Annotated in this window: 19 protein-coding genes; 4 read left to right on the forward strand and 15 right to left on the reverse strand. The window is 46.9% G+C overall.

Translation table 11 applies throughout. The features are described 5' to 3' along the window. Nucleotides 1–17: 17 nt before the first annotated feature. The 3 genes from aguA to OM978_RS04960 form a co-directional block, all read right to left on the reverse strand. Nucleotides 18–1124: an agmatine deiminase gene (aguA, locus tag OM978_RS04950; RefSeq protein ID WP_264345786.1), complete on the reverse strand. Its 1107-nt coding sequence runs from the start codon at nt 1122–1124 to the stop codon at nt 18–20. A gap of 1 nt (nt 1125) precedes the next feature. Further along, nucleotides 1126–2016, reverse strand: a complete 891-nt coding sequence (gene aguB, locus OM978_RS04955) for an N-carbamoylputrescine amidase (protein WP_264345787.1) — start codon at nt 2014–2016, stop codon at nt 1126–1128. A gap of 276 nt (nt 2017–2292) precedes the next feature. Continuing rightward, the gene (locus tag OM978_RS04960) at nt 2293–2934 is read right to left on the reverse strand and encodes a peroxiredoxin-like family protein (RefSeq protein WP_264345788.1); all 642 of its coding nucleotides are present in this window, start codon (nt 2932–2934) and stop codon (nt 2293–2295) included. 143 nt (nt 2935–3077) lie between these two features. Here OM978_RS04960 and OM978_RS04965 point away from each other — a divergent pair, with 143 nt between their 5' ends. Next, complete coding sequence (locus OM978_RS04965; RefSeq protein WP_264345789.1) at nt 3078–4238, forward strand: FAD-dependent oxidoreductase; 1161 nt, start codon at nt 3078–3080, stop codon at nt 4236–4238. On the opposite strand, the gene OM978_RS04970 is transcribed toward OM978_RS04965, so the two are convergent. Genes OM978_RS04970 through OM978_RS04980 form a run of 3 tightly spaced genes read right to left on the reverse strand, consistent with a single transcriptional unit; the run spans nt 4231 to nt 9001 of the window. After that, nucleotides 4231–6567, reverse strand: coding sequence for a glycoside hydrolase family 127 protein (locus OM978_RS04970; RefSeq protein WP_264345790.1), 2337 nt, complete (start codon nt 6565–6567; stop codon nt 4231–4233). The genes OM978_RS04965 and OM978_RS04970 overlap by 8 nt on opposite strands. Before the next feature lie 56 nt (nt 6568–6623). Further along, nucleotides 6624–7571 carry a glycoside hydrolase family 43 protein gene (locus OM978_RS04975; protein WP_264345791.1) on the reverse strand — a complete coding sequence of 316 codons (948 nt, stop codon included), beginning with the start codon at nt 7569–7571 and terminating at the stop codon, nt 6624–6626. A 44-nt stretch (nt 7572–7615) separates the two neighbouring features. Beyond that, nucleotides 7616–9001 carry an MFS transporter gene (locus OM978_RS04980; protein WP_264345792.1) on the reverse strand — a complete coding sequence of 462 codons (1386 nt, stop codon included), beginning with the start codon at nt 8999–9001 and terminating at the stop codon, nt 7616–7618. Between the two features lie 381 nt (nt 9002–9382). On the opposite strand from OM978_RS04980, the gene OM978_RS04985 reads away from it, so the two are divergent. Next, nucleotides 9383–10360 (forward strand): arabinan endo-1,5-alpha-L-arabinosidase, encoded by a 978-nt coding sequence (locus OM978_RS04985; protein ID WP_264345793.1) that lies wholly within the window; start codon nt 9383–9385, stop codon nt 10358–10360. A gap of 122 nt (nt 10361–10482) precedes the next feature. Continuing rightward, nucleotides 10483–12369 (forward strand): family 43 glycosylhydrolase, encoded by a 1887-nt coding sequence (locus OM978_RS04990; RefSeq protein WP_264345794.1) that lies wholly within the window; start codon nt 10483–10485, stop codon nt 12367–12369. A gap of 75 nt (nt 12370–12444) precedes the next feature. Here the strand turns inward: OM978_RS04990 and OM978_RS04995 are convergent, their stop codons facing one another. From OM978_RS04995 to OM978_RS05030, 8 genes are all read right to left on the reverse strand, one after another. Next, nucleotides 12445–14058, reverse strand: a complete 1614-nt coding sequence (locus OM978_RS04995) for a methyl-accepting chemotaxis protein (protein ID WP_264345795.1) — start codon at nt 14056–14058, stop codon at nt 12445–12447. Nucleotides 14059–14122: 64 nt separating this feature from the next. Continuing rightward, nucleotides 14123–14536, reverse strand: a complete 414-nt coding sequence (locus OM978_RS05000; protein WP_264345796.1) for a phosphate ABC transporter substrate-binding protein — start codon at nt 14534–14536, stop codon at nt 14123–14125. Between the two features lie 11 nt (nt 14537–14547). Continuing rightward, nucleotides 14548–15681 (reverse strand): hypothetical protein, encoded by a 1134-nt coding sequence (locus tag OM978_RS05005; protein ID WP_264345797.1) that lies wholly within the window; start codon nt 15679–15681, stop codon nt 14548–14550. A gap of 336 nt (nt 15682–16017) precedes the next feature. Next, entirely contained in the window at nt 16018–17652 is a 1635-nt protein-coding gene (locus OM978_RS05010) for an amino acid ABC transporter ATP-binding/permease protein (RefSeq protein WP_264345798.1), read from the reverse strand. After that, entirely contained in the window at nt 17649–19367 is a 1719-nt protein-coding gene (gene cydD, locus OM978_RS05015; RefSeq protein WP_264345799.1) for a thiol reductant ABC exporter subunit CydD, read from the reverse strand. Before cydD ends, OM978_RS05010 begins: the two co-directional genes overlap by 4 nt. A 17-nt stretch (nt 19368–19384) precedes the next feature. After that, on the reverse strand, nt 19385–19501 hold the full coding sequence (cydX, locus tag OM978_RS05020; protein ID WP_053425345.1) for a cytochrome bd-I oxidase subunit CydX: 117 nt from the start codon (nt 19499–19501) through the stop codon (nt 19385–19387). Nucleotides 19502–19512: 11 nt separating this feature from the next. Then, nucleotides 19513–20649, reverse strand: a complete 1137-nt coding sequence (gene cydB, locus OM978_RS05025; protein WP_264345800.1) for a cytochrome d ubiquinol oxidase subunit II — start codon at nt 20647–20649, stop codon at nt 19513–19515. Between the two features lies 1 nt (nt 20650). Then, nucleotides 20651–22201: a cytochrome ubiquinol oxidase subunit I gene (locus OM978_RS05030; RefSeq protein WP_264345801.1), complete on the reverse strand. Its 1551-nt coding sequence runs from the start codon at nt 22199–22201 to the stop codon at nt 20651–20653. A 244-nt stretch (nt 22202–22445) separates the two neighbouring features. Here OM978_RS05030 and OM978_RS05035 point away from each other — a divergent pair, with 244 nt between their 5' ends. Beyond that, the gene (locus tag OM978_RS05035; protein WP_264345802.1) at nt 22446–23255 is read left to right on the forward strand and encodes an NAD-dependent epimerase/dehydratase family protein; all 810 of its coding nucleotides are present in this window, start codon (nt 22446–22448) and stop codon (nt 23253–23255) included. A gap of 30 nt (nt 23256–23285) precedes the next feature. Here OM978_RS05035 and OM978_RS05040 read toward each other — a convergent pair whose 3' ends face one another. Continuing rightward, on the reverse strand, nt 23286–23486 hold the full coding sequence (locus OM978_RS05040) for a heavy-metal-associated domain-containing protein (RefSeq protein WP_264345803.1): 201 nt from the start codon (nt 23484–23486) through the stop codon (nt 23286–23288). Nucleotides 23487–23522 lie beyond the last annotated feature (36 nt).

Genomic DNA, 23522 nt, shown 5'->3' on the forward strand with positions numbered 1-23522 from the left:
TGGGGAATAGATGTTAATCAGGCAGGCTGTTGTTGGGTAATACAATGCACGTTGCCGCCACCTAATAAAATCTCCCGGCCAGGTACAGTGACCACCTGATGCTTCGGAAAGATTTTAGTTAAGATGTCGATCGCAACCTGATCGTTCGCATCGTCAAATACCGGAACCACCAAACCACCATTGCATAAATAGAAGTTGATGTAAGAACCGGCTAAACGGGCTTCAGATTCACGAGGTACAGCTGCACCTGTTAAATCCACAGTGGCATATTCGTCTGCTTTGGCCAGCATAGGAGCAGGCACAGGCAGTTTGTGGACTGTGAATTTACGGCCTTTGGCGTCAGTGCTGTTTTCCAGCACTTCTAAAGCAGCGCGCGAGCGTTCGTACTGAGGATCGTTTTTATCGTCAGTCCAGGCCAGCAAGACTTCGGCAGGGCCGACAAAACAGCACATATTATCGACGTGACCATCGGTTTCGTCGTTAAAAATGCCTTCTTTCAACCAAATGACTTTATCAATGCTTAAATAGTCTGACAGCATCTGCTCGATTTGCTCGCGCGATAAATCCGGGTTGCGGTTTTTATTCAGCAAGCATTCTTCAGTGGTCAGCAATGTACCTTCGCCATCGACATGAATAGCACCACCTTCCAGCACAAAGCCTTCAGTGCGGTAACTAGTTGTGCCTTCGATATTGGCAATCTTTTGCGCAACCTGATCGTCTCTGTGCCAAGGGAAGTACAAACCGCCGTTTAAACCGCCCCAGGCATTAAAGGTCCAGTCGACAGCGCGTACTTCTTTGCCATTGGTGACAAAAGTAGGGCCAGTGTCACGGCACCATGCGTCATCTGTTGAGGTTTCAACCACACGAATTGGGTGAGTGGTTGGTTCTAAGCTCAACTGCGCCTGAGCATTGGCAAACTGAGCAGCAGAAGCTAATACAGTCACAGGCTCAAAACGGGCAATAGCACGAATGACAGCACAAAAGGCGTGTTGCGCTGGCTTGGCGCCTAAACGCCAGTTGTCGGTGCGCTCTGGCCATACCATCCAGGTTTGTTTATGCGTCGCCCACTCGGCTGGCATAAAAAAACCATCGGCACGAGGCGTACTGTTTAAGGTAACAGCCATCTTAATTGTTACCTTCAGTAGGTGTGGTTTTGCCGTCTTTGGTTAAGATGGCGCCGTATAAGTCGATACGACGGTCACGGTATACGCCCCAGTTACGACGGTTTTTTGCGGTTTCGTCTAAATCGAAAGTGTGAACTAACACAGCTTCGCTGACTTCGTCGGCTTCTTCTACTTTGGCACCAAACTCGTTGGCAATAAAAGAGCTACCGTAGAAGGTAATAGCGTAATCGTCTTCGGTTTCACGACCAATACGGTTCGACGCAATCAATGGCACCAGGTTAGCTGCTGCATGGCCTTGCTGAGTACGTTGCCAGTGTTCACGTGAATTGACTGTTTCATCATGAGGTTCAGTGCCGATAGCTGTTGGGTAGAACAGCAGTTCTGCGCCCATCAGTGCCATGCTGCGGGCACATTCAGGGAACCACTGATCCCAGCAAATACCTATACCAATTTTGGCATAAGCTGTATCCCAGACTTTAAAGCCGGTGTCACCTGGAGTGAAATAGAACTTTTCGCTGTAACCCGGGCCATCAGGAATATGGCTCTTGCGGTACAAGCCTAAGTTGCTACCGTCGGCATCAATCACAGCCACAGTGTTGTAAAAACAATTGCCGGCTTTTTCATAAAAGCTGATAGGTAAAACCACATTCAACTCTTTGGCAATTTTGCTGAAATGTTTGATAGCCGCGTTGTCTTCGACAGTAGTCGCGAACTCTAAATATTCATACTTTTGTTTCTGGCAGAAGTAGTTACGCTCAAACAGTTCCTGCAGCAGGATGATCTGGGCGCCCTGTTCAGCGGCTTCACGGACTAAGCGCTCACCACGGGCAATATTTTCTTCTACATTCCAGCCACCAATCATTTGGGTGGCGGCCACAGTTACCTTACGCATGCAAAGTCTCCTCAAGCCAGAGCTATTAGTCAAAATAGAATTCAAAATAGAATTCAAATAAAAAGATGCAGCTACTCTAGTCAGTTTTGCCCCCTAGAGCAACCAACGAGGGCAATCAAAAGCTAAGGCTGCAAGGGCGCGCAAAATGCCGTATTTTTGCGCTGTCGTCAATGAGTTTTACGGTGTTGGTGCAGAGTTTCAGGGCAGTTGTTGCTGCCCTGAATTAACTATGGGTGGATATGCATAAATACTGGGTTTTTAGTGAATGTCGCTAAGCTATTTGCTTTCTTTGGCCAAACGAGCCGCCAGCAACAACAGCTCAGGCTGCAAGCGGACTTTGTAATTAATATGCTGATAGCTGTACTGCACTAAACCCTCTTTGTTCAGGATATACACCGCAGGCACGGGCAGAACTACTTTGCCTGTGTTTTGCTCTTTATTCAGATTCAGTTTGTAGGTATTTAAATAGGTCGCGCTGGTTTTTTCATCCAGATAATAAGCCACACCAAAAGCAGAGCTTAAATTGAACTGACTGTCGGACAACAAGGTATAAGTAATGGCAGCGCCTTTGGTATCTTTTAAACTGGCCTGAATAGCAGCGGGGCTGTCTGGTGTCACTGCAATCAGCTGATAACCTAAAGCTTCAAGTTTGGGTTCAATCTCACGTAAAGCCGCCAGTTGCAGGTTGCAATAAGGACACCAGCCGCCACGGTAAAACACCAGTACTGTGTCTTGTTGTTTTAGCACTGAATTGAATTCTACGGCTTTGCCTGTCGCATCCTGCAGACTAACCATAGGAGCCGTCATACCGTTTAATAAGGGTTTAATATCTTCAGGGCTCTGGGCAATACGGGATTCTGCCAACAGGCTAAAACTAAAGAGGCTGAGACTAAGTAAAAGAATATGCTGAATTTTCATTTTGGTTTTTCCTTAAGTGATATGAGCTTATATACCGGAGTTGTCTGGATATTCTTTCAGCGGGCGACGAATAATTGCTGATATAGCGCAAAGTAAAAACCGAAAAGCAGGGTAGAATGTGCTGAAGTGAGCAGGAGGTGTCTGTGCTGGATATATTAATTGTAGGTGGTGGTATGGTGGGCGCTTCAGTGGCGCTGAAATTAAGCCGTGCTGGTTTACAGGTAGGCTTAATTGAAAAGCAATCTGTCTCAGCTTATGACCCACAAAGTACTATTGATCTTCGTGTATCCGCTATTAACAGACGAAGTGAGCAGTGGCTGACGGATTTAGACGCCTGGTCTTTATTGCAGCAATGGCGTTTATGTCCTTATAAACGTTTACAGGCTTTTGAAGGCGAACAGGCCGGACTCACTTTTCATGCCGATGAAGTGGCGCTGACCCATCTGGGCCATATAGTTGAAAACAACCTGATCCAGCAGGCGCTGTGGGCTAATTTTCCAGCCAACTTGCAACTGTGTTGCCCAGCCACTGTGACTGGCTTTGAGCAGCACGCTGACTATGCCAGTGTCACCACCGCAGAATTTGGCGAGTTAAAGGCCAAACTGGTGATAGCAGCAGATGGTGGGCAGTCGCAGCTGCGCCAGTTAGCCCAAATTGGCGTGTCGGGCTGGCAGTATCAGCAAAGCTGTTTAGTGGTCACAGTCAACACAGAGTACGAACAACAGGACATTACCTGGCAGCAGTTTAACGAATCAGGCCCACGGGCTTTTTTACCTTTGCCAGGTAAGCAGGGTTCTTTAGTTTGGTACGATCATCACCACAAAATTAAACAGCTGGCGGCATTATCTAAAACCGCTTTGGCTGAACAGATCCAGCAGGCTTTTCCAGCTAAGCTTGGCAAAATTACAGTAGAACAAGTGGCAAGTTTTCCTTTAGCCCGGGTACATGCAAAGGATTATGTCAAAGGGCGGCTGGTGCTGGTAGGTGATGCGGCTCATAGTATTAATCCGCTGGCAGGGCAGGGCGTAAATTTAGGGTTCGCCGATGCGATGCTGTTGTCTGAGCTGCTGGAAAAGGCTTTTGCGCAAGGCAAAAGTTTGGCAGATCCTGAGTTATTAAAGCAGTACCAAAGCACACGTCAGCGTGAAAATGCGTTGATGATGTCAGCTATGGATCTGTTTTATCAAAGCTTTAGCAGTAGCTTGCCTCCTGTACGCTTTTTACGTCAGTTGGGCTTAGCTGTGGCAGAAAAGGCTGGCCCGTTAAAGCATTGGGTCAGCCGTTATGCGGTGGGTATCAGTTAAGCGATAACTTCAGTAAACGTACCTGATAAAGTCCACCCGCTATGCTGCCGGGCTTGGCGACAAATTTGATCCTGAAATGAGCGGCATTTTTCGGCAGCAGATCATTGGGGATTGGGTAGTCGACCTGATACCAGTCCGGCCCCAGGCCGCCTTTAAGCTCCACATCGGTCAGCTTTTTATCATCCAGCCAGACTTCAAATGCTCGTCCGCCATCCAGACCAAAATACTCCAGCCGCAAGGTCAGATTTTGCTGGCCCTTGTGGCTTAACTGATAACTAAACCAGCTTTTACTGTGCCGCCAATGTCGGCCTAAATTGATACCAGCTTCGCTTTGTTCACCCTGATAAAAATGATCCGACTCAGGCTGCTGTTCGCCCGGATATACTTTATCCAACGTTTGTTGTTCCAGTAAAGCTGCGGCTTTATCTTGCTGTTCTTGCAATGCTTTTTGTTGTTGCCAGCCTTCAAGGCTAGTGTGCTGAAAGTAGATTTGGTATCTGCTGTCGTGCAGCCGGAAAAAGGGAATCAGCTCAGGCTGACCTTGTAAAAAGCCCTGGCCTGTACTGAAGCTCAAAGGTTGATTGGGCAGACGCTTTAAGCTAGCGAGGAAGTTTTTTGTATCGCCAATATAAAGTGGCGCAGCGGAGACAGCGCAGGTTGGGCCCGAAGCTATATGGCCCATTCTGCTGTCATCACCTATAAATCTTAAGCTTTCGTTTTTAAAAGGTGTACTGCGACTGGCAAGCACTATAGGACCGTACAATACGGCATGATAATCAGGCTTGGCTGGCATAGGGTCCAGACTTAATTGCATCGGTAGTTCCAGCTTCACTTTGTCACCTTGTCGCCAGGGGCCTGCGAGCAAAATATGTTCACCTGCTTTGGCGGTCAGCTGAACTGCTTTACCATTGCGCCAGACTTTAACGGCTCCGGCCCAGGATGGATAACGCAGCTGAAGGTTCAGTGTGCTTGCTGCGTCAAATACCAATTCAGTGCTGTTTTCATCCGGGAATAGGGTCTGCTGGTGCAGTTTTATCTCTGGAGTGTTAATGCTGGAGGCTATCCACAAATTCACTTGCAAAGCGTTTTTATCAAAGCTGTAAATAAATTCGCCATGTTTACTATGGCTTTCTATGCCTGAGCCAACACAACACCACATGCCTTGATCCACTTTGGAATAAACCCGGTAATGTTGAGGCCGCATCGGGGTGAAATAAACAAAACCGCCGTGCTCTGGATGTTGGCTGGCCAGAATATGGTTCCACAAGCCACGCTCATAATAATCCAGGTATTTGCTCTGGCCGGTTTGACGGTACAGCAGTATAGAAAGTTTCAGCATATTGTAGGTATTGCAGGTTTCAGGCCCTTCCACTTCATTGAGCATAGGATTGAAGTCGTCTTTGGGATGAAAATGCTCCCGCACGCTATTACCACCGATGGCGACAGTGCGCTGCTCTACCACTAAAGACCAAAAGTATTCAGCCGCTTTTAACCAGTTTTTATCGCCGGACAATTCGGCGATACGGGCCATACCCACCACTTTAGGAATTTGGGTGTTGGCATGCAGTCCTGTCAGCTTGTCTTCGCCTTGAAGTAGCGGCTGCAGAATACGTAATTCGGTAAAATCTTTGGCCAACTGCATATAGCTATTGTCATCAAAAATAACAGCCATATCAGCCAGCACTTCGTTCATGCCACCATGTTCGGTCAGCAGCATTTGCTGAATTTGTTGCGGTGATAAGTTTTTCACTAAATTTTTCAGCCAGTTGCCATAATTCAGCAGCAGGGTTTTGGCCCGCTCATCGCCGGTTTGCTGGTAGATATCACGCAGGCCAGCAAAAGTTTTATGGATATTGTAAAAAGGCACCCAGTGTTTATTCAGGCTAAATAAATCAGCTTCAATCTGGCCTCGCTGAATTTGTTGCCACAAGGCTTTACTGCCAGGCACGCCACCTAAATAACCTTGCTGAGCCTGCTGGATTTTCTCAAGTTCAGTCAGTACATAATCCAGCCGGGCTTTGATCTGTTCGTTCGTTGTTGCGCTATACATAAAAGCCAAAGCCGTTAAATAATGCCCCAGCATATGACCGTCTAAACCGGTATTTTCCCAGTTGCCGTAGGACTCCACCTTGCTTTTAATACCTGCTTCACGTCGTAGTGGTGCCAGCAATTTGTCAGCATCCAGCGCCAGTAAGTACTTCAGATTGGTTTGCTCTGAATGTAAAAAGGGGCCGTCGGTTAAGCGTACTTCTTTGAGTGGCACTGTCGTCAACGCAACAGCTTGCACACAGAAACTAGTGGCCAAAAACAGGGAAAATAACAGTCGCATGGCTTTATATCCTTTGGGTCAGAGCTAAGGCTCTGACCCGGTAATTACTGCTGAGCTTATTCCTGTAAAGAAGGGCGGCCAAAGACCGGCATACCCTGCTCATCCCAACGTAGCGCTTTGACGTAGGTATGACGATTTGGATCCCAGAGTGGATCGCCGACTATTTCAGTGTAAGTGCGGGCGTGATACACCAGTAAATCGGTTTTTCCGTCGGCGGATACTGTAAAGCTGTTATGACCCGGGCCATACACTTTATGTTCAAAGCAGCTTTGCAGTACTGGCTCTTTCAGTTTATGCCAGCTTTGTGGGTCCATCAGGTTGGCATTTTCATCGGCCCACAATAAGCCCATGGCATAGTTCTCATCTGTGGCACTGGCGGAGTAGCTGATAAAAACTTTGCCGTGACGGATCAACACGCTGGGGCCTTCATTCACCCAAAAACCACGAATTTCCCAATCAAATTCAGGTTTGCTCAAAAGCACAGGCTGGCTGCTGATTTTGTCCGGTGTATCCATAGTGGCAATATATAAATTGCTGTTGCCTTCAATCTGATTGTCTTTTTGCGCCCACAAATAATACAGCTGGCCTTGGTGTTCAAAAGTGGTGGCGTCCAGACAAAAAGTATCGATGCCGGTATCAATCTGGCCTAAAAACTGCCACTGCCCCGAGGTTGGATCTGCGTCTTTGCAGCAAATCACATACATACGATGCTGAAACAGTTTGTTTTTAATCTCGCGACTAGGAGCAGCAGCAAAATAGATATACCAGGCACCCTGGCGGAAATGAATTTCTGGCGCCCAAATAAGCTCTGAATAAGGCCCTGTGTCGGGTTTTAACCAGGCCGTGATGGGTGTTGCCTGCGGCAGTTCTTCAATAGTACGGGCGCGGCGCAACTCGACTCTGTCATAGGCTGGAACTGATGCCGTAAAATAATAATAACCATCACTATGACGATAAATGCAGGGGTCGGCCCGCTTTTCAATTACAGGCGTTAACAATCGCATAAAAACTCCAGTGCGCTGTGAATAAAGAACTATGTCTAAAAAACTTACTTAGCATTCACCAATTGAGTCGCAGGTGATGACTGATCAGGCTTTGGGGGCTCAATTTGACCTGCCACCATGTCCTGATAAAAGTTGTCGGTAATTTTGTATTTGTACATCAGAAGGCCCATCAGCAAATGGAAGAAGCCAGGGATCACCGATAACATCAGTGCTATACCCAATAAGCTGAATTCGCTTTGTACCTGATCAGGTTGATAATCAAAAAAGGTTAATAAGCTACCCACCACAAAACCCGCTATACCCATGCCTGCTTTCTGGCAAAACGAAATACCACCAAAAGCTAAACCTGATACACGCTGACCCGTTTTGTGTTCGCCATAATCCACGGCTTCGGCAATAGCCGACCAGAACACAGGCGCATGTAAATCCACGACAAAAGATAATAAGAAATACAACACAAAAGCCAGCCAGAGATCACCAGGTTTCACCAGCACAAACAGCAGCACACTTAACACAGCCACCACAATCTGGCTTGTACGGAACAGTTTTACTTTGCAATGATGTTTGGTGATCCAGGTCGACGCCACCATGGCCAGAATAGCGGCCACCACACCGGTAGATAAAAAGGCGGATAGCAAAGCGGCATCACCACCCAAATAATACTTGGCGTAATAGGCAGCCACTGAGCCGCGAATCACATAACCAATAGTGCCTGTGACACAGACAGCACACAAAATCAGCCACTGATCATTTTTTAGTAAAAGTTTTAGCTGACTGAAAAAAGGTTTAGTTTCTACCTGATGCTGCAAACGCTCAGTGGTATTAAAAAAGCAGAATAAAAACAATAAGCTGGCCATAGCGCCCATCAAACCCATAGCAGCTTGATACCCAGCAGCTAGCTGGCCTTCGCCCCACTGCGCTGCTAACACAGGCACAATAATAGTGACTAAAAAGGCTGCTATTTTGGCGAAAAATAAACGGTAGCCATTGGCGGATAAACGCTCTTTCGGGCAATCGGTCAAGACGCCAATAATGGAAATATAAGGGATAGTGACAGCAGTAAACATCAGGGTGACGAAGATGTAGGTGGCGTAAGCCCAGACCAGCTTACCGTTGTAATCCAGATCCGGTGTTGAGAAGGTCAAAAACACCGAGATGCCAAAAGGGATCGCCATAAACAGGAAATAATGTCGGTAGCGGCCCCAGCGGGTGGTAAATTTATCGGTGATCATACCCATCAAAGGGTCTGTAACTGCATCAATCAGCCGCACCACCAGAAATAAAATGGCAACGTCTGCGGCTTTTAGGCCAAAGATATCGGTGTAAAAAAACGTGATGATTAGCATCATGGAAGAAATTACTACATTGACCGCCATATCTCCGGCGCCAAAGCCAATTTTCTCCATGACAGATAGTTTATAACCTGCCATTCGACTCCCCTGTGGTTTACATCAGTTTTATGCTCAGTTTTTCTCACCTGGCCGTAAAGCCATGATGGATCCCGATGCTAAAACCTATTTTATGTTGTTTATGATCTTATAGTATTACTAATGGTTTCGGCTGACAAGCCAGCAACCAGTTTGGTTTTTTCTGCCATTAACTAGCATTTACATCTTTGTTTTATATGGTTATTTTTTGATTTGTTTTGCTGTATTCAGCGCAATTACGGGCAGTGGTGTTTCTGCATCTTATTGCTTGCTGAATTGAACTTATGCTATTTGTAATACAAATTCAACTAAAACAGGATGGACTGCATGGGCAAGCCTCACTCTTTTTTCGCTTTGCTTCAGTTGTCACTTTTTAGTGGCTGCATGCTTTTGATAAACCCGCTTCAAGCCGAGCAAGTCAGTATTCATGATCCGGTGCTGGCCAAAGACAAAGGCCAGTATTTTTTATACAGCACAGGGCCAGGCATTACTTTTTACCAATCCAGTGATTTAACAAACTGGCGTTTAGGCGGCCGTGTTTTTGCAGGTGAACCCACTTGGGCCAAATCTGTCTCTCCAAGCTTTGATGGTCATATCTGGGCACCTGATATTTTTCAGCATCAGGGCAAGTTTTATCTGTATTACTCCATCTCAGCTTTTGGTAAAAACACCTCGGCTATAGGGGTCACAGTGAATACCACCTTGGATCCAAAAGATCCAACCTATCAATGGATGGATCAGGGCATAGTGTTGCAGTCCGTGCCACAACGGGATTTATGGAATGCGATAGACCCTGCCATCATTCTGGATGAACAAGGCCAGGCCTGGATGAGTTTTGGCTCCTTTTGGGGTGGCCTGAAATTGGTGAAGCTGGACCAAACCCTGACCCGTATAGCGCAGCCTGAACAGTGGCATACGCTGGCCAAAGCAGAGCGACCTGCATTTTTAGATGACGCTGAACCTGGCCCTGCTGAATTGGAGGCGCCTTTTATCTACAAAAAGGGCGATTACTACTATCTATTTGTTTCTTACGGCAAATGCTGTCGCGGAAAAGACAGCACTTACCATATGGTGGTGGGACGTTCTCAAACTTTAACCGGGCCTTATCTGGATAAGAAGGGTAAAGATTTAGCCGCAGGTGGCGGTTCTGTTTTATTAAAAGGCAACAAAGACTGGCCAGGTTTGGGGCATAACTCTGTGTATGCGATGGATGGCAAAGATTACCTGGTATTTCATGCCTATGAGATTGCTGATAAAGGCCTGCAAAAGCTGAAAATCAGCGCACTGGAGTGGGATAAACAAGGTTGGCCTTTAGTGAATGAAAAAGACTGGCTGGGTTATCAGAGTGTGCTGTTTCGCTAAATTCTGATGATGGCAAACCAGCGGAACCCTGTTGTTTTTCTGTATTTTTCGTTTTAGACTCATAAAGTCTTATTGTAATACAAATATAAAATCAATTATAAATAAACCAGACAGGGTGAGCTATGACATTTAACAGGAAGCCTCTGCCCGGCTTTAAAGGCTATCGTATTCCATTAGCTGCCAGTTTTTTAAGCCTGCTGGCGGCTTGCTCGCCTGCTGAGCCACCTGAACCCAAAGCGGTTCCAGTGTTAGCTACTGAAGCTACGCCTCAGAGCACTTCAGTTGTAGAAGATCAAAGTTTTACCAATCCATTGTTTGCCAATGGTGCTGACCCCTGGCTGGAATACTGGCAAGGCAATTATTACCTGACCACCACCACCTGGACTTCTCAGCTGGTGATGCGTAAATCGCCGACTCTGGCTGGTTTAGCCAGCGCCACTCCGGTGAATATCTGGTCTGAAACCAATCCAAAAAGTTGTTGTAACTTCTGGGCTTTTGAATTCCATCGCCTGCAAGGCCCTGATGGTCCGCGTTGGTACATGATGTATACCTCGGGCAAGCAGGAAAATCTGGATGGTCAGCATTTATCTGTGCTGGAAAGTGCAGGGGACGATCCTATGGGGCCTTACCAGTATAAAGGTTCGCCTATGCCAGATAGCTGGAATATAGACGGTAACTATTTAGAACATAAGGGTAAATTGTATTTATTGTGGTCTGAGTGGGAGGGGGATGAGCAACTCAACTGGATAAGTGAAATGTCCAATCCCTGGACTTTAACTGGGGAGCCTTTGGTGTTATCCCGACCGTCTTTGCCTTGGGAGCAATCAGGTCGTAAGGTGAATGAAGGCCCCGAAGTGCTGAAGCACAAAGGCCGTACCTTTGTGATTTATTCCGCCAGTTTTTGTGACACACCTGATTATAAATTGGGTTTACTGGAGTTAACCGGTGACAATCCGATGGACGCTGGTTCCTGGACCAAAGCAGAGCAGCCTGTGTTTGAACGCGGTAATGGCGTGTTTGGTCCAGGTCACAATGGCTTTTTCACCTCACCGGACGGCTCCGAAAACTGGCTGGTGTATCACGGCAATAATAAAGAAACCGATGGTTGCAGTGCGACTCGTTCTGTGCGGGCTCAGCCCTTTACCTATAAAGCCGATGGTACGCCGGATTTTGGTACTCCATTGCCTGAAGGCCAAACCGTCGCTGCTCCATCCGGTGAAAATGGCCCTCTGACTGCAGTACCTGAAGGGGTGAAATGGCAGCTAGTGAATCGCTCTAGTCAGCTTTGTCTGGCGTCCTCAGCACAAGGGCTAACAGAACAGGCGTGTGATGAACAAGGGCAGTGGATTATCGACCCTACTATCAAAGGACGTTACCGTCTGGCTGATAACAAGGGTCTCTTTATTGGCGCAAATCGCGATTTATCGGCCTGGGTTAATCAGCCAACCCAGCAATGGCAACTGAAAACAGGTGCTGATGGGTATTACCAGTTGCTGAATGCTTCAGATCAAAAGCCACTCGCTGTCGCAGACTGCAAAGCAGAAGATGCGTCCTTATGTCAGGACTGGTTACTGCTGCCAGCGGGTAGTACAGTAGTGAGCAGCAGGCAAAGTGGTAAGGTGCTAAGTACACAAGATTGTGCGGCCGACAGTGATACGCAAGTCACACAACAAAGCTGGAGTAAACAAGGCTGTCAGCAGTGGAACTGGAAAGCAGGGCAAGCGGGTTCTGTTCAGCTACAAAACAGCCTGAACCCGGAACTTTGTGTGATCGTGAAAGACGATGCATTGGCGGCTGGTGCTGATTTGGTACTAGGCAACTGTGCAGCTAAATCCAGTCAGTGGGCTTTGCAATTGCTGGCCAATGGCGCTGTGTCTTTGCTATCCCAACATACAAAGCAGGTGGTTGACCTGCCCAGTTGCAGTTTGTTTGACGGGGTTGGGGTGAAACAGACTCCAGAACAGTCTGATGCAATTTGTCAGCAATTTCAGCTCAGAGCTGCAGACTAAACAACGAATTAATCAGCAGGACGTTAAAATAATTACGGCTGGGAGTCCCAGCCGTAATTTTATTGCTGAAACTTTTTATTCCCGAAATTTGGACGACACAGTATTCAGTTCCTGAGCCAGGCCGCGCAGTTGGTCTGAAATATCAGCGACTGTATGTTGCACCTGAATAGTCCGGCTGAACGAGTCGGCCATTTGATGGGTATTATCCAGCACTAAACTGGCTACCATGGTTTGTTCTTCCGTTGCAGTCGCTATTTGCGCATTGACCATATTAATTTTGTCAATTTCCTGATTAATCAATTCAATAGAGCTACCGGCTTCTGCCGTCAATACTGCGCTGTTATTGGCTTTAGTCACGGCCTGATCCATCAGTCGTACTGCACTGTCGACGTTTTGCGTCAGCTTGCCTAACAAATCACGAATCGTAGTGACTGAAGAGGCTGTGCGGGATGACAATAAACGTACTTCATCTGCAACCACCGCAAAACCACGACCTTGTTCACCAGCACGAGCTGCTTCAATAGCTGCGTTTAACGCCAGTAAGTTGGTCTGATCGGCAATATCATTGATGCTTTTTAAAATGCCACCCACTTCCTGAGTTTGTTTGGCAAGATCCGTAATGACAGAGCTGGTCTGAGCTATTTCTCCGGCTAAATCTTTTGAAGCCTGCACAGAGGAGGAGGTCTTTTCATAACCCAGTTTGGCAAGGCGGCTGGCATCGTTAGCGCTGCCAGAGGCGGCATTGGCTGACTGGCTGATATCTTTGACGCTGCTTTGCATTTCTTCCATCGAATGCGACACGGTATCCGCGTCATTTTTTTGCTGACTGGTCATACAGTCGAGTTCTTTCATGCCTTTTGCCAGTTCGTCGGCAGTGCGGCTGACCGGATCGACCAACTGGGCAATAGCGACAAACGAGCTTTGTAACAACGCGATGAACTCATTGAAGTTGCGGGCTACAGCACCAAATTCATCTTCAGAGTCGATAGCAAGACGGCTGGATAGCGAGCCTTTACCTGAAGCTAAAACCTGCAATGAACTGGCCAGACTATTGGCTGTTTTGCTGATATTCCGGCCTATCACATGACCGACAACCGCCATAATAATTAATAGGACAGTGCCGCATAACACAATAATAAGCACAGAACGTTCTGACGAGGCCGACATATCCACCAGTATTTGCTGGAAGTTATCGTCCGTTTGTTTTTCATAGGCCACAAAGCCGGTTTTTGCGGTTTCATACAAAGCGGTTTTATTTTGAATAATGCTTTGTGCTGCACCCATATCTAATGTGCCGTCAATCATCGACTGGGCAATTTCTGCAGCTGCTTTGGCATAAGCGCTAAAGTTTTGTTCCAGCGTTTCCAGTTGTTTCAGGTTGGTTGTATCCAGTTTTTTTAATTGTGCCAGACTGGCAACGACACGCTCTTCAGTCGCTTTAGCTGTGCTTAATATGTCTGGATCGGACAAAGAAACGGACTGGGTAAAAAATTCTTCAACTGCATTAAACTCCACCACCATTTGGGAGGCGAGTTTTGAGCTGTCGTACATTTTGTCTTTTATCAGCACAATGCTGTCTGCATTGCGGGCAGTAAAATAAATGGACGACGTTAATACTATTAAAAAGGCTAAAATTGCGATGGCAATAATAAGCCAGATTTTTTTTAATAAACTCAGGTATTTCAGCATAAGTAGTATCCAGAGTATGGCTTACAACAAAGGCAGGTGATGCGCTCACCTGCCTGGACAAGCTTTAGTTCAGCGTCAAGGCTACTTTCACACTGCCAGTTACAGCACCTGCACTGACATAACCAATGGCCGCAGGGTTTTTTGCCACTGCATCCAGCACTTCCTGTTCCGACGCCAGTTCTTTGGGTGGAGTTCCTTTACCAGTGAATACCAGTTTAGACCAATATGCTTTCATCTGGCTGGAAGAACGGCCCAAAGCTTTTTGGTCGAAATCAGCACGCACTGCAACAGCTTCTGCCAGATTGACAGGCTCAGCTGCTTTGCCGTCGGTAAAACTTTTGGCGCGGCCGGTAAAGATTTTATTGATGTCATCCTGCGACAAAGTTGCCGCATTAGATGGGTGAACTATCACTGCAACATTGGCAAAAGCCATAAAGCTCAGAGTCAGGGCAGGAATTAAGATTAATTTTTTTAACATGATTTGATTCCTTAAAACACCAGATCTACGCCAACAACCAATACGCTGTCTTTACGATCAGCAGTTTTATTGTCTGCATTGGTATATTGAGCTTTAAATGCAGCTGAAGGGTGGAAGTCATAACGCACACCAACGTTAATGCTGTCCCGCTCTGTTTCAAGACTGTTCACTAAGCCAGCAACAGGAGCAAAAATAGGAGAAGCCGTCGGCACACCAGCATAAATTTCAGTTTTAGCCTTGTTGTCTTCTTTTTCAAAAGACACATAAGGTGTGATGCTGTCAAAGCGGTGACCAATAGAAATGTAGTAGGATTCCTGATCAGAAATAAAAGAGTCATCCACTGTGGCTTTTGTGATTTCAGACACCACCAGCCAGTCATTTTTATCGATGTTAAAACCAATACCGGCGAAAGAGCTGGATTCGTCCACTATGTCTAAATCTTTAGCCAAAGCTCCCAAACCAAAGCCTGTTAACTGTGCATACAGGCCAGCAGGGCTGTCTAATTGATCCACATAAAAAGTGGTTTTACCTACAAGGTAAGCCACCCGGAATGAATACCCATCCTGACCCAATTCCCAGGCCACACCTGTAACATTGTCAATTTGTGCTTCTGCGGCTGCATCACCAATGGCTGCGTCGCCGTCATAACTACCGATAATCAACTGCAATGAAGAGTCAAAATTCCCCAGTGTAGTCGTGTGGTATAACGAGGCGCCTTCGATATTATCGAAACCTAAACCGTAGACACTTTGTGGCACCCGTGACCAGTCATAGGCATAACCTACGTCACGGAAATCGGAGTATTTGTAAAACGGAGTTCTTAAACGACCTGCGTTAACACGCAGAGTGTCGGTTAAATCGTAACTTAAAAAAGCCCACTCAAATTTAACGTCCCAATCATCAGAACCACGGCCTAACAGCTGAGCTGTGACTGACAACTTATCGCCTAAATCCGATTTCACCTGAAGCGCTGCTAAACTTTCATTTTTAAAGCTGAAATCATCGTCATAGCCATAGAGTTCGTCATCGCTACTCAGCGCCATACCGCCTTTGATTGAAGCAAAACCGTTGATATCCACTGCAGCCTGACTGGTGCCACACAGGGTCGCAGCAATAGCGATTGCCAGTAATTTACGTTTTAACATAGGGTATCCTTATCGATTTTATAGTGTTTTACATTTGAGCAGGCCAAAGGGGTTCGGCCGTTTAAAAATCACTAGTCAACCTTGACTAAGTTTTTGTTTTCTATAAGGTGTGCGGCCCTGCTGCTGGTCGGATATCCCTGTCATACTTTATTGACTTGATGTTGTACCTTTTTACAATTGCATTAACCTTTGTCGCATGAATTATACAACTCGCCGAATTGAATTACTAGTTTTTTCATATTTATCAAATTTTCGTTCAAATTTGAAGTGAAAAAACATAATCTGTGGCTTTAAACATAGCCAAAAGCACGGAGAAGGTTGATATTTTTGTTTGATTTACAACAACTTTAGGTGAAGTTGATAGTAGTCAGGGTCAATAGCTAATGACTGATGACTGGCGATGATCAGAATTTGCTGCTGACAGCGACGACGAAGGGTCTGAATGAGTTGATGTGCTGTGTCTGGGTCCAAGCCCACTAAAGGCTCGTCAAGTAAAAGGATACTGCTGTTTTGTAACAACAAGCGTGCTAAGGCGATACGTCTGGCTTGTCCGCCAGAAACTGCAACCCCGTATTCACCCAGTTCGGTTTCAAGTCCCAGTGGTAAAGTGGCCAGCCAATCACCTAATTGAGCCTCTGCTAAGCTTTGCCGCAGATCTTCGTCACTGGCTTCTGGGTTCGCCAGACGTAAATTAGCCGCCAGGGTCATGTTAAATAAGCTGACTTGCTGCGACAACAAACTAATATGTTGCCGCTGAGTTGATGCTGTATAAAGCTGCAGTTCCATACCATTGAGCAAAATCTGGCCTGACAAGGGCGGCAGCCAACCAGCTAAAGTCGATAATAAGGCTGATTTACCCACCCCGGATGGTCCTTGCAGCCACAATAGATCTCCGGCCTTTAAGCTGCAATTAACAAGCTCAGTTTGCTGCAACGCTCCGGGATAGGCGGCATAAAGTTGCTGTAGTTCAAGCCTTAAAGGCCCGGTTAACTGGGTACAAGTGCCAGCTTGAGCTTCTGGCTGAATGTGATTCAACCTCTGTTTTGCCATGGCGCTTTCCGCCAGATGTCGATACAAAGTGGCCAGTGGCAACCAGAGTTCTGTTAAAGCCAAAGTCGACATCAGCATAGCCACCAAGGCTGCAATACTGATCTGTTGTCCTGCCGCTAAAGGTAAAGCTGTGATCAGCAAATGAAAACTCATCAGCGCTAAACCGCTAAATAGCAAAAACTGACAGCACAAATCCAGCACTTGCTGGCGCCATAACAAGTCTTGGTACTGCAGTTCTGTCTGTTGCCATTGTTGCTCTGAAGCTGTCCAGCCCTGATGCAGTTGCAACATAGTCAGAGCTGATAAAGGCTCCAGTAATTCCTGTCGGCGCTGGGACGCCAGTTCTACTAAGCTACAAGCCCGTCGATAACCGAATGCAACACCGCAAGCTGGTACTAATAGCAAGGCACAGAGATATGCCAAGGCAACCTGGGCCAGTTCGGATTGCCAAAACCACAATGCTGTTAGCCAGCCAGAACTTATCAGGCAGGCCCAGAACACTGGAGCGACCACACGCAAAGGCCATTGATCCAGTCGGTCTATGTCGGTGATAAGTTTTTGCAACAGATCGGCTGATTTAGTATCAGGTTGAACGCTACTGGCTAAAAAACGTCGCATAAACCATAGCCGTAATTGTTGCAGCAATAACAAGATGGCGTTATGTGAACTCAGGCGTTCAAAGTAGCGGCTGGCGGTGCGGCTGATGGCAAAAAAACGGATAAGGGCTGCAGGGCCAAAATAGTTAAAACTGCCAGCGCTGGCAAGCTGTAAACCCGCTAACGCGGAGGCAGTAATAAACCAGCCGGAGACAGTTAATAACCCCATAATACTGGCCAGGGTTAAAGCTCCTAACGCCAGACTGAGCAACCACCAGCGCCAGTGCGGGCGCATTAAACCAGAGAGTTTCAGTTGATCTTTCATACGACTTCCTGCTGGTAACTAGCCTGATACAGCGGATGCGTCTGAATTTCTGCCACTGTGCCTTTGGCGATAATCTGTCCCTGGTTGATTAACCAAACCTGATCTAACCAGTTAAGATGCTGCAATTGATGAGTCGCCAGCAGCAGAGTTTTGCCGCGGCTTAACTGCTCTAACTGCTGAAAATACAGTTGCTGTTGTGCTGGTGGCAACATAGAAGCCGGTTCATCCAGCAGCCAACACCAACTTTGTTTTAATAAAGCCCTGGCCAATGCCAGGCGCTGCAATTGCCCACCCGATAAGCCAATGCCACTCTCGGCAAGTACAGTGTCCAGGCCTTGAGGCAAAGCAAAGACAAAGTCGGCACAAAAAGCCTGTTGTAACACCAGTTTGAGTTCAGCTTCTGTCGCTGATGCGTTGGCCAGCAGCAAATTGCTGCGCAAACTGCCACTTAACCACTGGCTTTGCTGAGATAAATACACCAGCTGCTGTCGCCACTGAGTTAAATTCAAATCAGTTAACCCATGATCGCCAATCAAGATCTGGCCTTGATCCTGTTGCTGAAAACCTAATAACGACTCCAGCAGACTGGTTTTTCCTGCGCCACTTGGGCCTATTAAAGCAATACGTTGCGCCGGTAAAACCTGCGCCTGAATATCTGTGAGTAACGCAGGTCTGTGCTCTGAACCCAACTGGCTTAAGTGCCGGAACTCAATACAGACAGGCTCTGTTGGGGCTGGGGTGTTGCCACCTGTACAAACAGGCAAAGCCCAGATAGGTGCCAGACTGTTAAAAGCGGCTTCGGCCTGAGCTTTGGCATGATAATCCGCACCCAATTGTCGCAGTGGTGCATAAAACTCAGGCGCCATCAATAAGATAAACAGCGCAGGTTGATAAGACACAGGAATTTGCGCTTTAGCCCAGGGCAACTCGCCAAGTAGACCTAAACCCAGATACAAGGCCACTAAAGCTATGGCTAAAGAGGCAAACAGCTCCAACACAGCGCCGGATAAAAAAGCTTTGCTTAACACCGACATGGTGCGCGTTCTGTAGTCTTCACTGGCGTTGTTAAGCCGGTTCAATACCAAGGGTTCGGCTTGTAATTGACGGATAAGCTGGGCGCCGCGTAAAAACTCCAGAAAACGTCCGCCTAATAAACCTAAAGCCTGTACTTGCTGCTGACTGGCTTCTGCGGCTTTTTTGCCGAGTAAAATCATAAAAAGTGGAATAAGTGGGGCTGTGGCTAATAACAGCAGGGCGGCCAGCAGACTTTGACTGGCCACAGCTATAGAGATAAACAAAGGGCAAAGCAGCACCAGATAAAGCTGTGGGTAATAACGGCTGATATATGGGTCAAGTGCGTCGACTTGTTCCAGCAAACGGGTAGATAAATCACCGTCAGAGGCGATACGCTGCCGCAGTGGCCCAGCCTGACTAATAATGCCAAGTAACTGATGGCGGATTGAAGTACGTAGCGTTTGACTGGCAGAGAGCGCCAGTAAATCTTTGGCTGCCAACAGCACAGGGCGCAGCAGCCACAGCACTAAAATATGCAGCAGCAAAGGGGGAGGAATTGATTGCTGGTGTAAAGCCAGATTGCACAAAGTTGCCAGCAACCAACACTGCCAGATCATCAGTAAAGAGGCCGCTGCACCCAGCGCTATGGCAAGGTACAAGCGGTTTTTTTCTGACTGGACTAATTGCCTCAACGACAGCACAGGCATCAAATCCTTATCTACTCTGATGGCTCGTTCTCTTCGCCGGGGTAGCCATTAAACTCCAGCCACATCGCATTGATGATGCCAAAAGAGCAGGCCAGTAACACGCCTAAAATCCAGGTGAAATACCACATAAAGCTGCTCCTTAATACAATGAGTGGGTGTTGTCGCTAATAGAATTGCGGTTTAAACGGCCCCACATTTTCCAGTAACACCAGGCTGTGTAGCCCAAAATGATAGGCACAAAAATACAAGCCACCACAAACATGATTTTTAACGTCAGTTCACTGGAGGTGGCGTCCCACATGGTCAGGCTGTGATTTGGCATGCTGCTCGATGGCATAATAAAAGGGAACATAGATACGCCGCAGGTCATAATCACCCCTGTGATGGCCAGTGAAGAGGCAACAAAAGCTTGCCAGCCTTTGGCTAGTTTGCTGCAAAAGGCTGATAGCAGGAAAGCCGCTACACCCAGCAATGGGAAAACCCATAACAGCGGGTAAGTTTCATAATTGCTGAACCAGGCGCCACTGCTCACTTCCACTGTTTTAGTCACAGCACTGTTAATAGCGTTGCTATCGATCAGGCTAGTCACTTTATAGCCCATACCTGCGGAAGCCAGCCAGATACCTGCCACTACAAACAGTACGGCGGCCAGAGTTGCACTGATTAAAGACACTGCTTCTGCCCGCTGACGTAATGGTGCTTCGGTTTTCATTTGCAGATAACAAGCGCCCTGATTAATAAACATCAGCAGACTCAATACACCCACCAGCAAGGCGAAGGGGTTTAATAAAGCCCAGAATGAACCTGTATAGTAAATCCGCAGCAGGTCATCAAAGTGGAAAGGCACACCTTGCAGCAGATTACCAAAAGCCACACCAAAAATAATTGGGGGTATGGCAGAACCAGCTGTTAATGCCCAGTCCCAGTTACTGCGCCATTTGGCATTATCCAGCTTAGAACGATAATCAAAGCCGATAGGGCGCAAAAATAGCGCTGCTAATGTGAGCATCATCGCTAGGTAAAAACCACTAAAAGCCGTGGCATAGACAGGCGGCCAGGCCGCAAATAAAGCACCACCTGCAGTAATCAACCAGACCTGATTGCCATCCCAATGAGGTGCTACCGCATTAATCAAAATACGGCGTTCGGTGTCGTCGCGTCCTATCACTTTGAGCAGCGCACCTACACCCATATCAAAACCATCTGTTACGGCAAAACCAATCAGCAGGATGCCAACCAGCAACCACCAGATAAAGCGTAAAAATTCATAATCCATGTTAAACCTCCCGGGCCTGTTCGCCGTGATACTTGCCTGTGTGGATAGAAGCAGGGCCTTTACGGGCAAAATGCTGCATCAACCAGACTTCGATGATCAGAAATACTGTGTAAAGCGCGGTAATAGCCAATAAGCTGATCCAAATCTCTGTGGTACTGAGTTGGGAAGCCGCTAAATGAGTGGGTAATATTTCACCCACAGCCCAAGGCTGACGGCCGTATTCAGCGACAAACCAACCGGCTTCACAGGCAATCCATGGCAGAGGTAACGAAAACAGTGCAGCTTTGAGTAACCAGCGTGGTTTTTCTGGTGTGCGTTTGGCGCTGTGATAAAAAGACAAAGCAAACACCAGCAGCATAATAAAGCCTGCAGCGACCATCACACGGAAAGACCAGAACAGTGGGGCCACTTTAGGGATACTGTTTTGTACTGCTTGTTCCACCTGTTCTGCAGTGGCATTGACAGGATCGTCTGTGTAAGCCATTAACAGCAGGCCATAACCTAAGTCATTTTTTACTAAGTTAAAGGCTGCGATATTTTCAGGCGTTTTTTCACCAGCGCGCAGTTTCTTCAGCAGGCCATAGGCAGTCTGACCATTGAGAATACGCTGGCGGTGAATGTCTTTTAGCTCTGCAAGCCCTGTGACTTCTTTATCCAAAGAGCGGGTGGCTATCAAGCCCATAGCGCCAGGGATTTTCAGTGCATAGTCAGTGGTTTGGGTTTCTTCATTCGGGATGCCGAAAAGGGTAAAATCTGCTGGTGCTTTTTGGGTTTCCCACTCAGCTTCTACTGCAGCCAGTTTTACTTTTTGTACATCACCCAGCTCATAACCCGACTCGTCGCCTAATACAATGACAGACAACACACTGGCCAAACCAAAAGCGGATGCGATAGCAAAACTACGGCGGGCAAAAGCTAAATCGCGGCCTTTGAGCATATACCAGGCCGAAATGGCCAGCACAAACATAGCGCCTGTGACATAACCTGCAGAGACGGTATGGACAAACTTAACTTGCGCGACAGGGTTAAACACCACTTCGCTAAAGCTGACCATTTCCATTCGCATGGTTTCAAAATTAAATTCTGCGCCTATGGGGTGTTGCATCCAGCCGTTAGCGATTAAAATCCACAGCGCCGACAAATTAGAGGCTAAAGCCACCAGCCAGGTCACAGTTAAATGCTGCACTTTGGTCAGTCTGTCCCAACCAAAAAAGAACAGACCCACTAAGGTGGATTCAAGGAAAAATGCCATCAGGCCTTCAATGGCCAAAGGTGCGCCAAAGATGTCACCCACATAATGCGAATAATAAGACCAGTTGGTACCAAACTGGAATTCCATCGCTATGCCTGTGGTCACCCCTAAAGCGAAGTTAATAGCAAACAATTTGCCCCAGAATTTAGTCATATCACGGTAAATTTCTTTACCTGTCATAACATAGACTGACTCCATAATGGCCAGCAGGAAGGTCATACCCAAAGTTAAGGGCACAAATAAGAAGTGATACATTGCCGTAGCGGCAAACTGTAACCGTGATAGTTCTACAACATCCATTCGGATTGCTCCTCCATCTGGAACTGTGGGCCTGGTCTGTTATTTTGGTTAAAACAGCAGTCAGTAGCTAAAACTCATACATCAGCATGATGTGAACACTAAACTATGTCTTTTGTCTGTCTGCTGTGTTGACGCTGATCAATAAAAATCTGTGATCTGGTTTAAATAGTAGAAAATTTGATAAAAATCGCAGTTAGTATTCTGTTACTATCAAAATCTACATCAGGATTGTGAAGGTTCAGGTATGAAAATATTGGTCATAGGTGCAGGTTGGCTAGGAACTCAGCTGGCGACACAGCTCAAAGCAGACGGGCATGAGCTATGGCTCAGCAGCCGCAGTGCCACTAAATCTTCTGCTGTGACTGAGCAATTTGGTCATTTTGTGTTGGATTTAGGACAATCTGTAAGGCCTACAGCAGCACTGGAGACTTTATTTAAAGACGCCCTGATTATCTGCACAGTTCCAGCCAGCCGCTCCGACGGTGAGAGCTACACCAGAGCTGTAGCTCAGCTAGCTACTTTGATGAAGCAGTTAGGCTCTGTGGCTTGCATTCATTTAAGCAGTACTGGCATCTATGAAGGTCTTTCAGGCGATGTGAACGAACAAAGCCAGTTACAATTGGCCGATCCACGTATTGAATTGCTGGCTGTGGGCGAGCAATTATTAACAGCCGCGGTGCCTTGCTGCACTTTACGTCTGGCTGGCTTAATTGGTCCAGGCCGTCATCCGGCGCGGTTTTTATCTGGCAAGCAAGCTGGTGCTGCTGATGTTGCGGTGAATATGGTACATAGCAGCGATATTTGTGCCGCAGTATCAGTCATAGTCCAGCAGCAGTTATGGCCAGAGTTGTATAACTTATCCAGTCCGCAATTTTGTTCTAAAGCTGAATTTTATCTGACGGCCTGTGAACTGGCTTCTCTGCCCGCTCCGGTATTTGAGTCTAAAAGCATATCAACACAAAGCCGCAGAGTGATCAGTGCAAAATCTCAGACTATTGTTGGTTTTAGCTACCAGTTTGAGTCTGCTTTGGCTGCTTTACCTTTTTGTAGTTGAGTTTTTGGCTAAACCAAAGTTACTGCAAAGTTAAAGCTCTGTAGCCGGGTAACCGGCTTCATCCAGTGCTGCGATAATATCCTCTGCTGCCAAATCGCTTTCAATACTCACTTGCTGCTGTGCTAAGTCAACCGCCACTTTGGCATTAGCCTGCAATTTTGCTACGGCTTTATTCACCATGCTGATGCAGTGGTTACAGCTCATGCCTGTAACTTTCAATTGTACTTTCATTACGTCTTTCCTTTTTTGCTGCTCTTTGTGAGTTCG

Source organism: Rheinheimera sp. MM224, assembly GCF_947090785.1.
Taxonomy (GTDB): Bacteria; Pseudomonadota; Gammaproteobacteria; order Enterobacterales; family Alteromonadaceae; genus Pararheinheimera.

What these genes read in the sequence shown, in the direction of transcription:
- OM978_RS04995 (WP_264345795.1), bottom strand. Translation starts at nt 14,058, where the DNA reads ATGCTGAAATACCTGAGTTTATTAAAAAAAATCTGGCTTATTATTGCC.
- OM978_RS05010 (WP_264345798.1), bottom strand. Translation starts at nt 17,652, where the DNA reads ATGAAAGATCAACTGAAACTCTCTGGTTTAATGCGCCCGCACTGGCGC.
- OM978_RS05005 (WP_264345797.1), bottom strand. Translation starts at nt 15,681, where the DNA reads ATGTTAAAACGTAAATTACTGGCAATCGCTATTGCTGCGACCCTGTGT.
- aguA (WP_264345786.1), bottom strand. Translation starts at nt 1,124, where the DNA reads ATGGCTGTTACCTTAAACAGTACGCCTCGTGCCGATGGTTTTTTTATG.
- OM978_RS05040 (WP_264345803.1), bottom strand. Translation starts at nt 23,486, where the DNA reads ATGAAAGTACAATTGAAAGTTACAGGCATGAGCTGTAACCACTGCATC.
- OM978_RS04960 (WP_264345788.1), bottom strand. Translation starts at nt 2,934, where the DNA reads ATGAAAATTCAGCATATTCTTTTACTTAGTCTCAGCCTCTTTAGTTTT.
- OM978_RS04990 (WP_264345794.1), top strand. Translation starts at nt 10,483, where the DNA reads ATGACATTTAACAGGAAGCCTCTGCCCGGCTTTAAAGGCTATCGTATT.
- OM978_RS05035 (WP_264345802.1), top strand. Translation starts at nt 22,446, where the DNA reads ATGAAAATATTGGTCATAGGTGCAGGTTGGCTAGGAACTCAGCTGGCG.
- OM978_RS04985 (WP_264345793.1), top strand. Translation starts at nt 9,383, where the DNA reads ATGCTTTTGATAAACCCGCTTCAAGCCGAGCAAGTCAGTATTCATGAT.
- OM978_RS04970 (WP_264345790.1), bottom strand. Translation starts at nt 6,567, where the DNA reads ATGCGACTGTTATTTTCCCTGTTTTTGGCCACTAGTTTCTGTGTGCAA.
- OM978_RS04980 (WP_264345792.1), bottom strand. Translation starts at nt 9,001, where the DNA reads ATGGCAGGTTATAAACTATCTGTCATGGAGAAAATTGGCTTTGGCGCC.
- OM978_RS04975 (WP_264345791.1), bottom strand. Translation starts at nt 7,571, where the DNA reads ATGCGATTGTTAACGCCTGTAATTGAAAAGCGGGCCGACCCCTGCATT.
- cydX (WP_053425345.1), bottom strand. Translation starts at nt 19,501, where the DNA reads ATGTGGTATTTCACCTGGATTTTAGGCGTGTTACTGGCCTGCTCTTTT.
- aguB (WP_264345787.1), bottom strand. Translation starts at nt 2,016, where the DNA reads ATGCGTAAGGTAACTGTGGCCGCCACCCAAATGATTGGTGGCTGGAAT.
- cydB (WP_264345800.1), bottom strand. Translation starts at nt 20,649, where the DNA reads ATGGATTATGAATTTTTACGCTTTATCTGGTGGTTGCTGGTTGGCATC.
- OM978_RS05000 (WP_264345796.1), bottom strand. Translation starts at nt 14,536, where the DNA reads ATGTTAAAAAAATTAATCTTAATTCCTGCCCTGACTCTGAGCTTTATG.
- OM978_RS05030 (WP_264345801.1), bottom strand. Translation starts at nt 22,201, where the DNA reads ATGGATGTTGTAGAACTATCACGGTTACAGTTTGCCGCTACGGCAATG.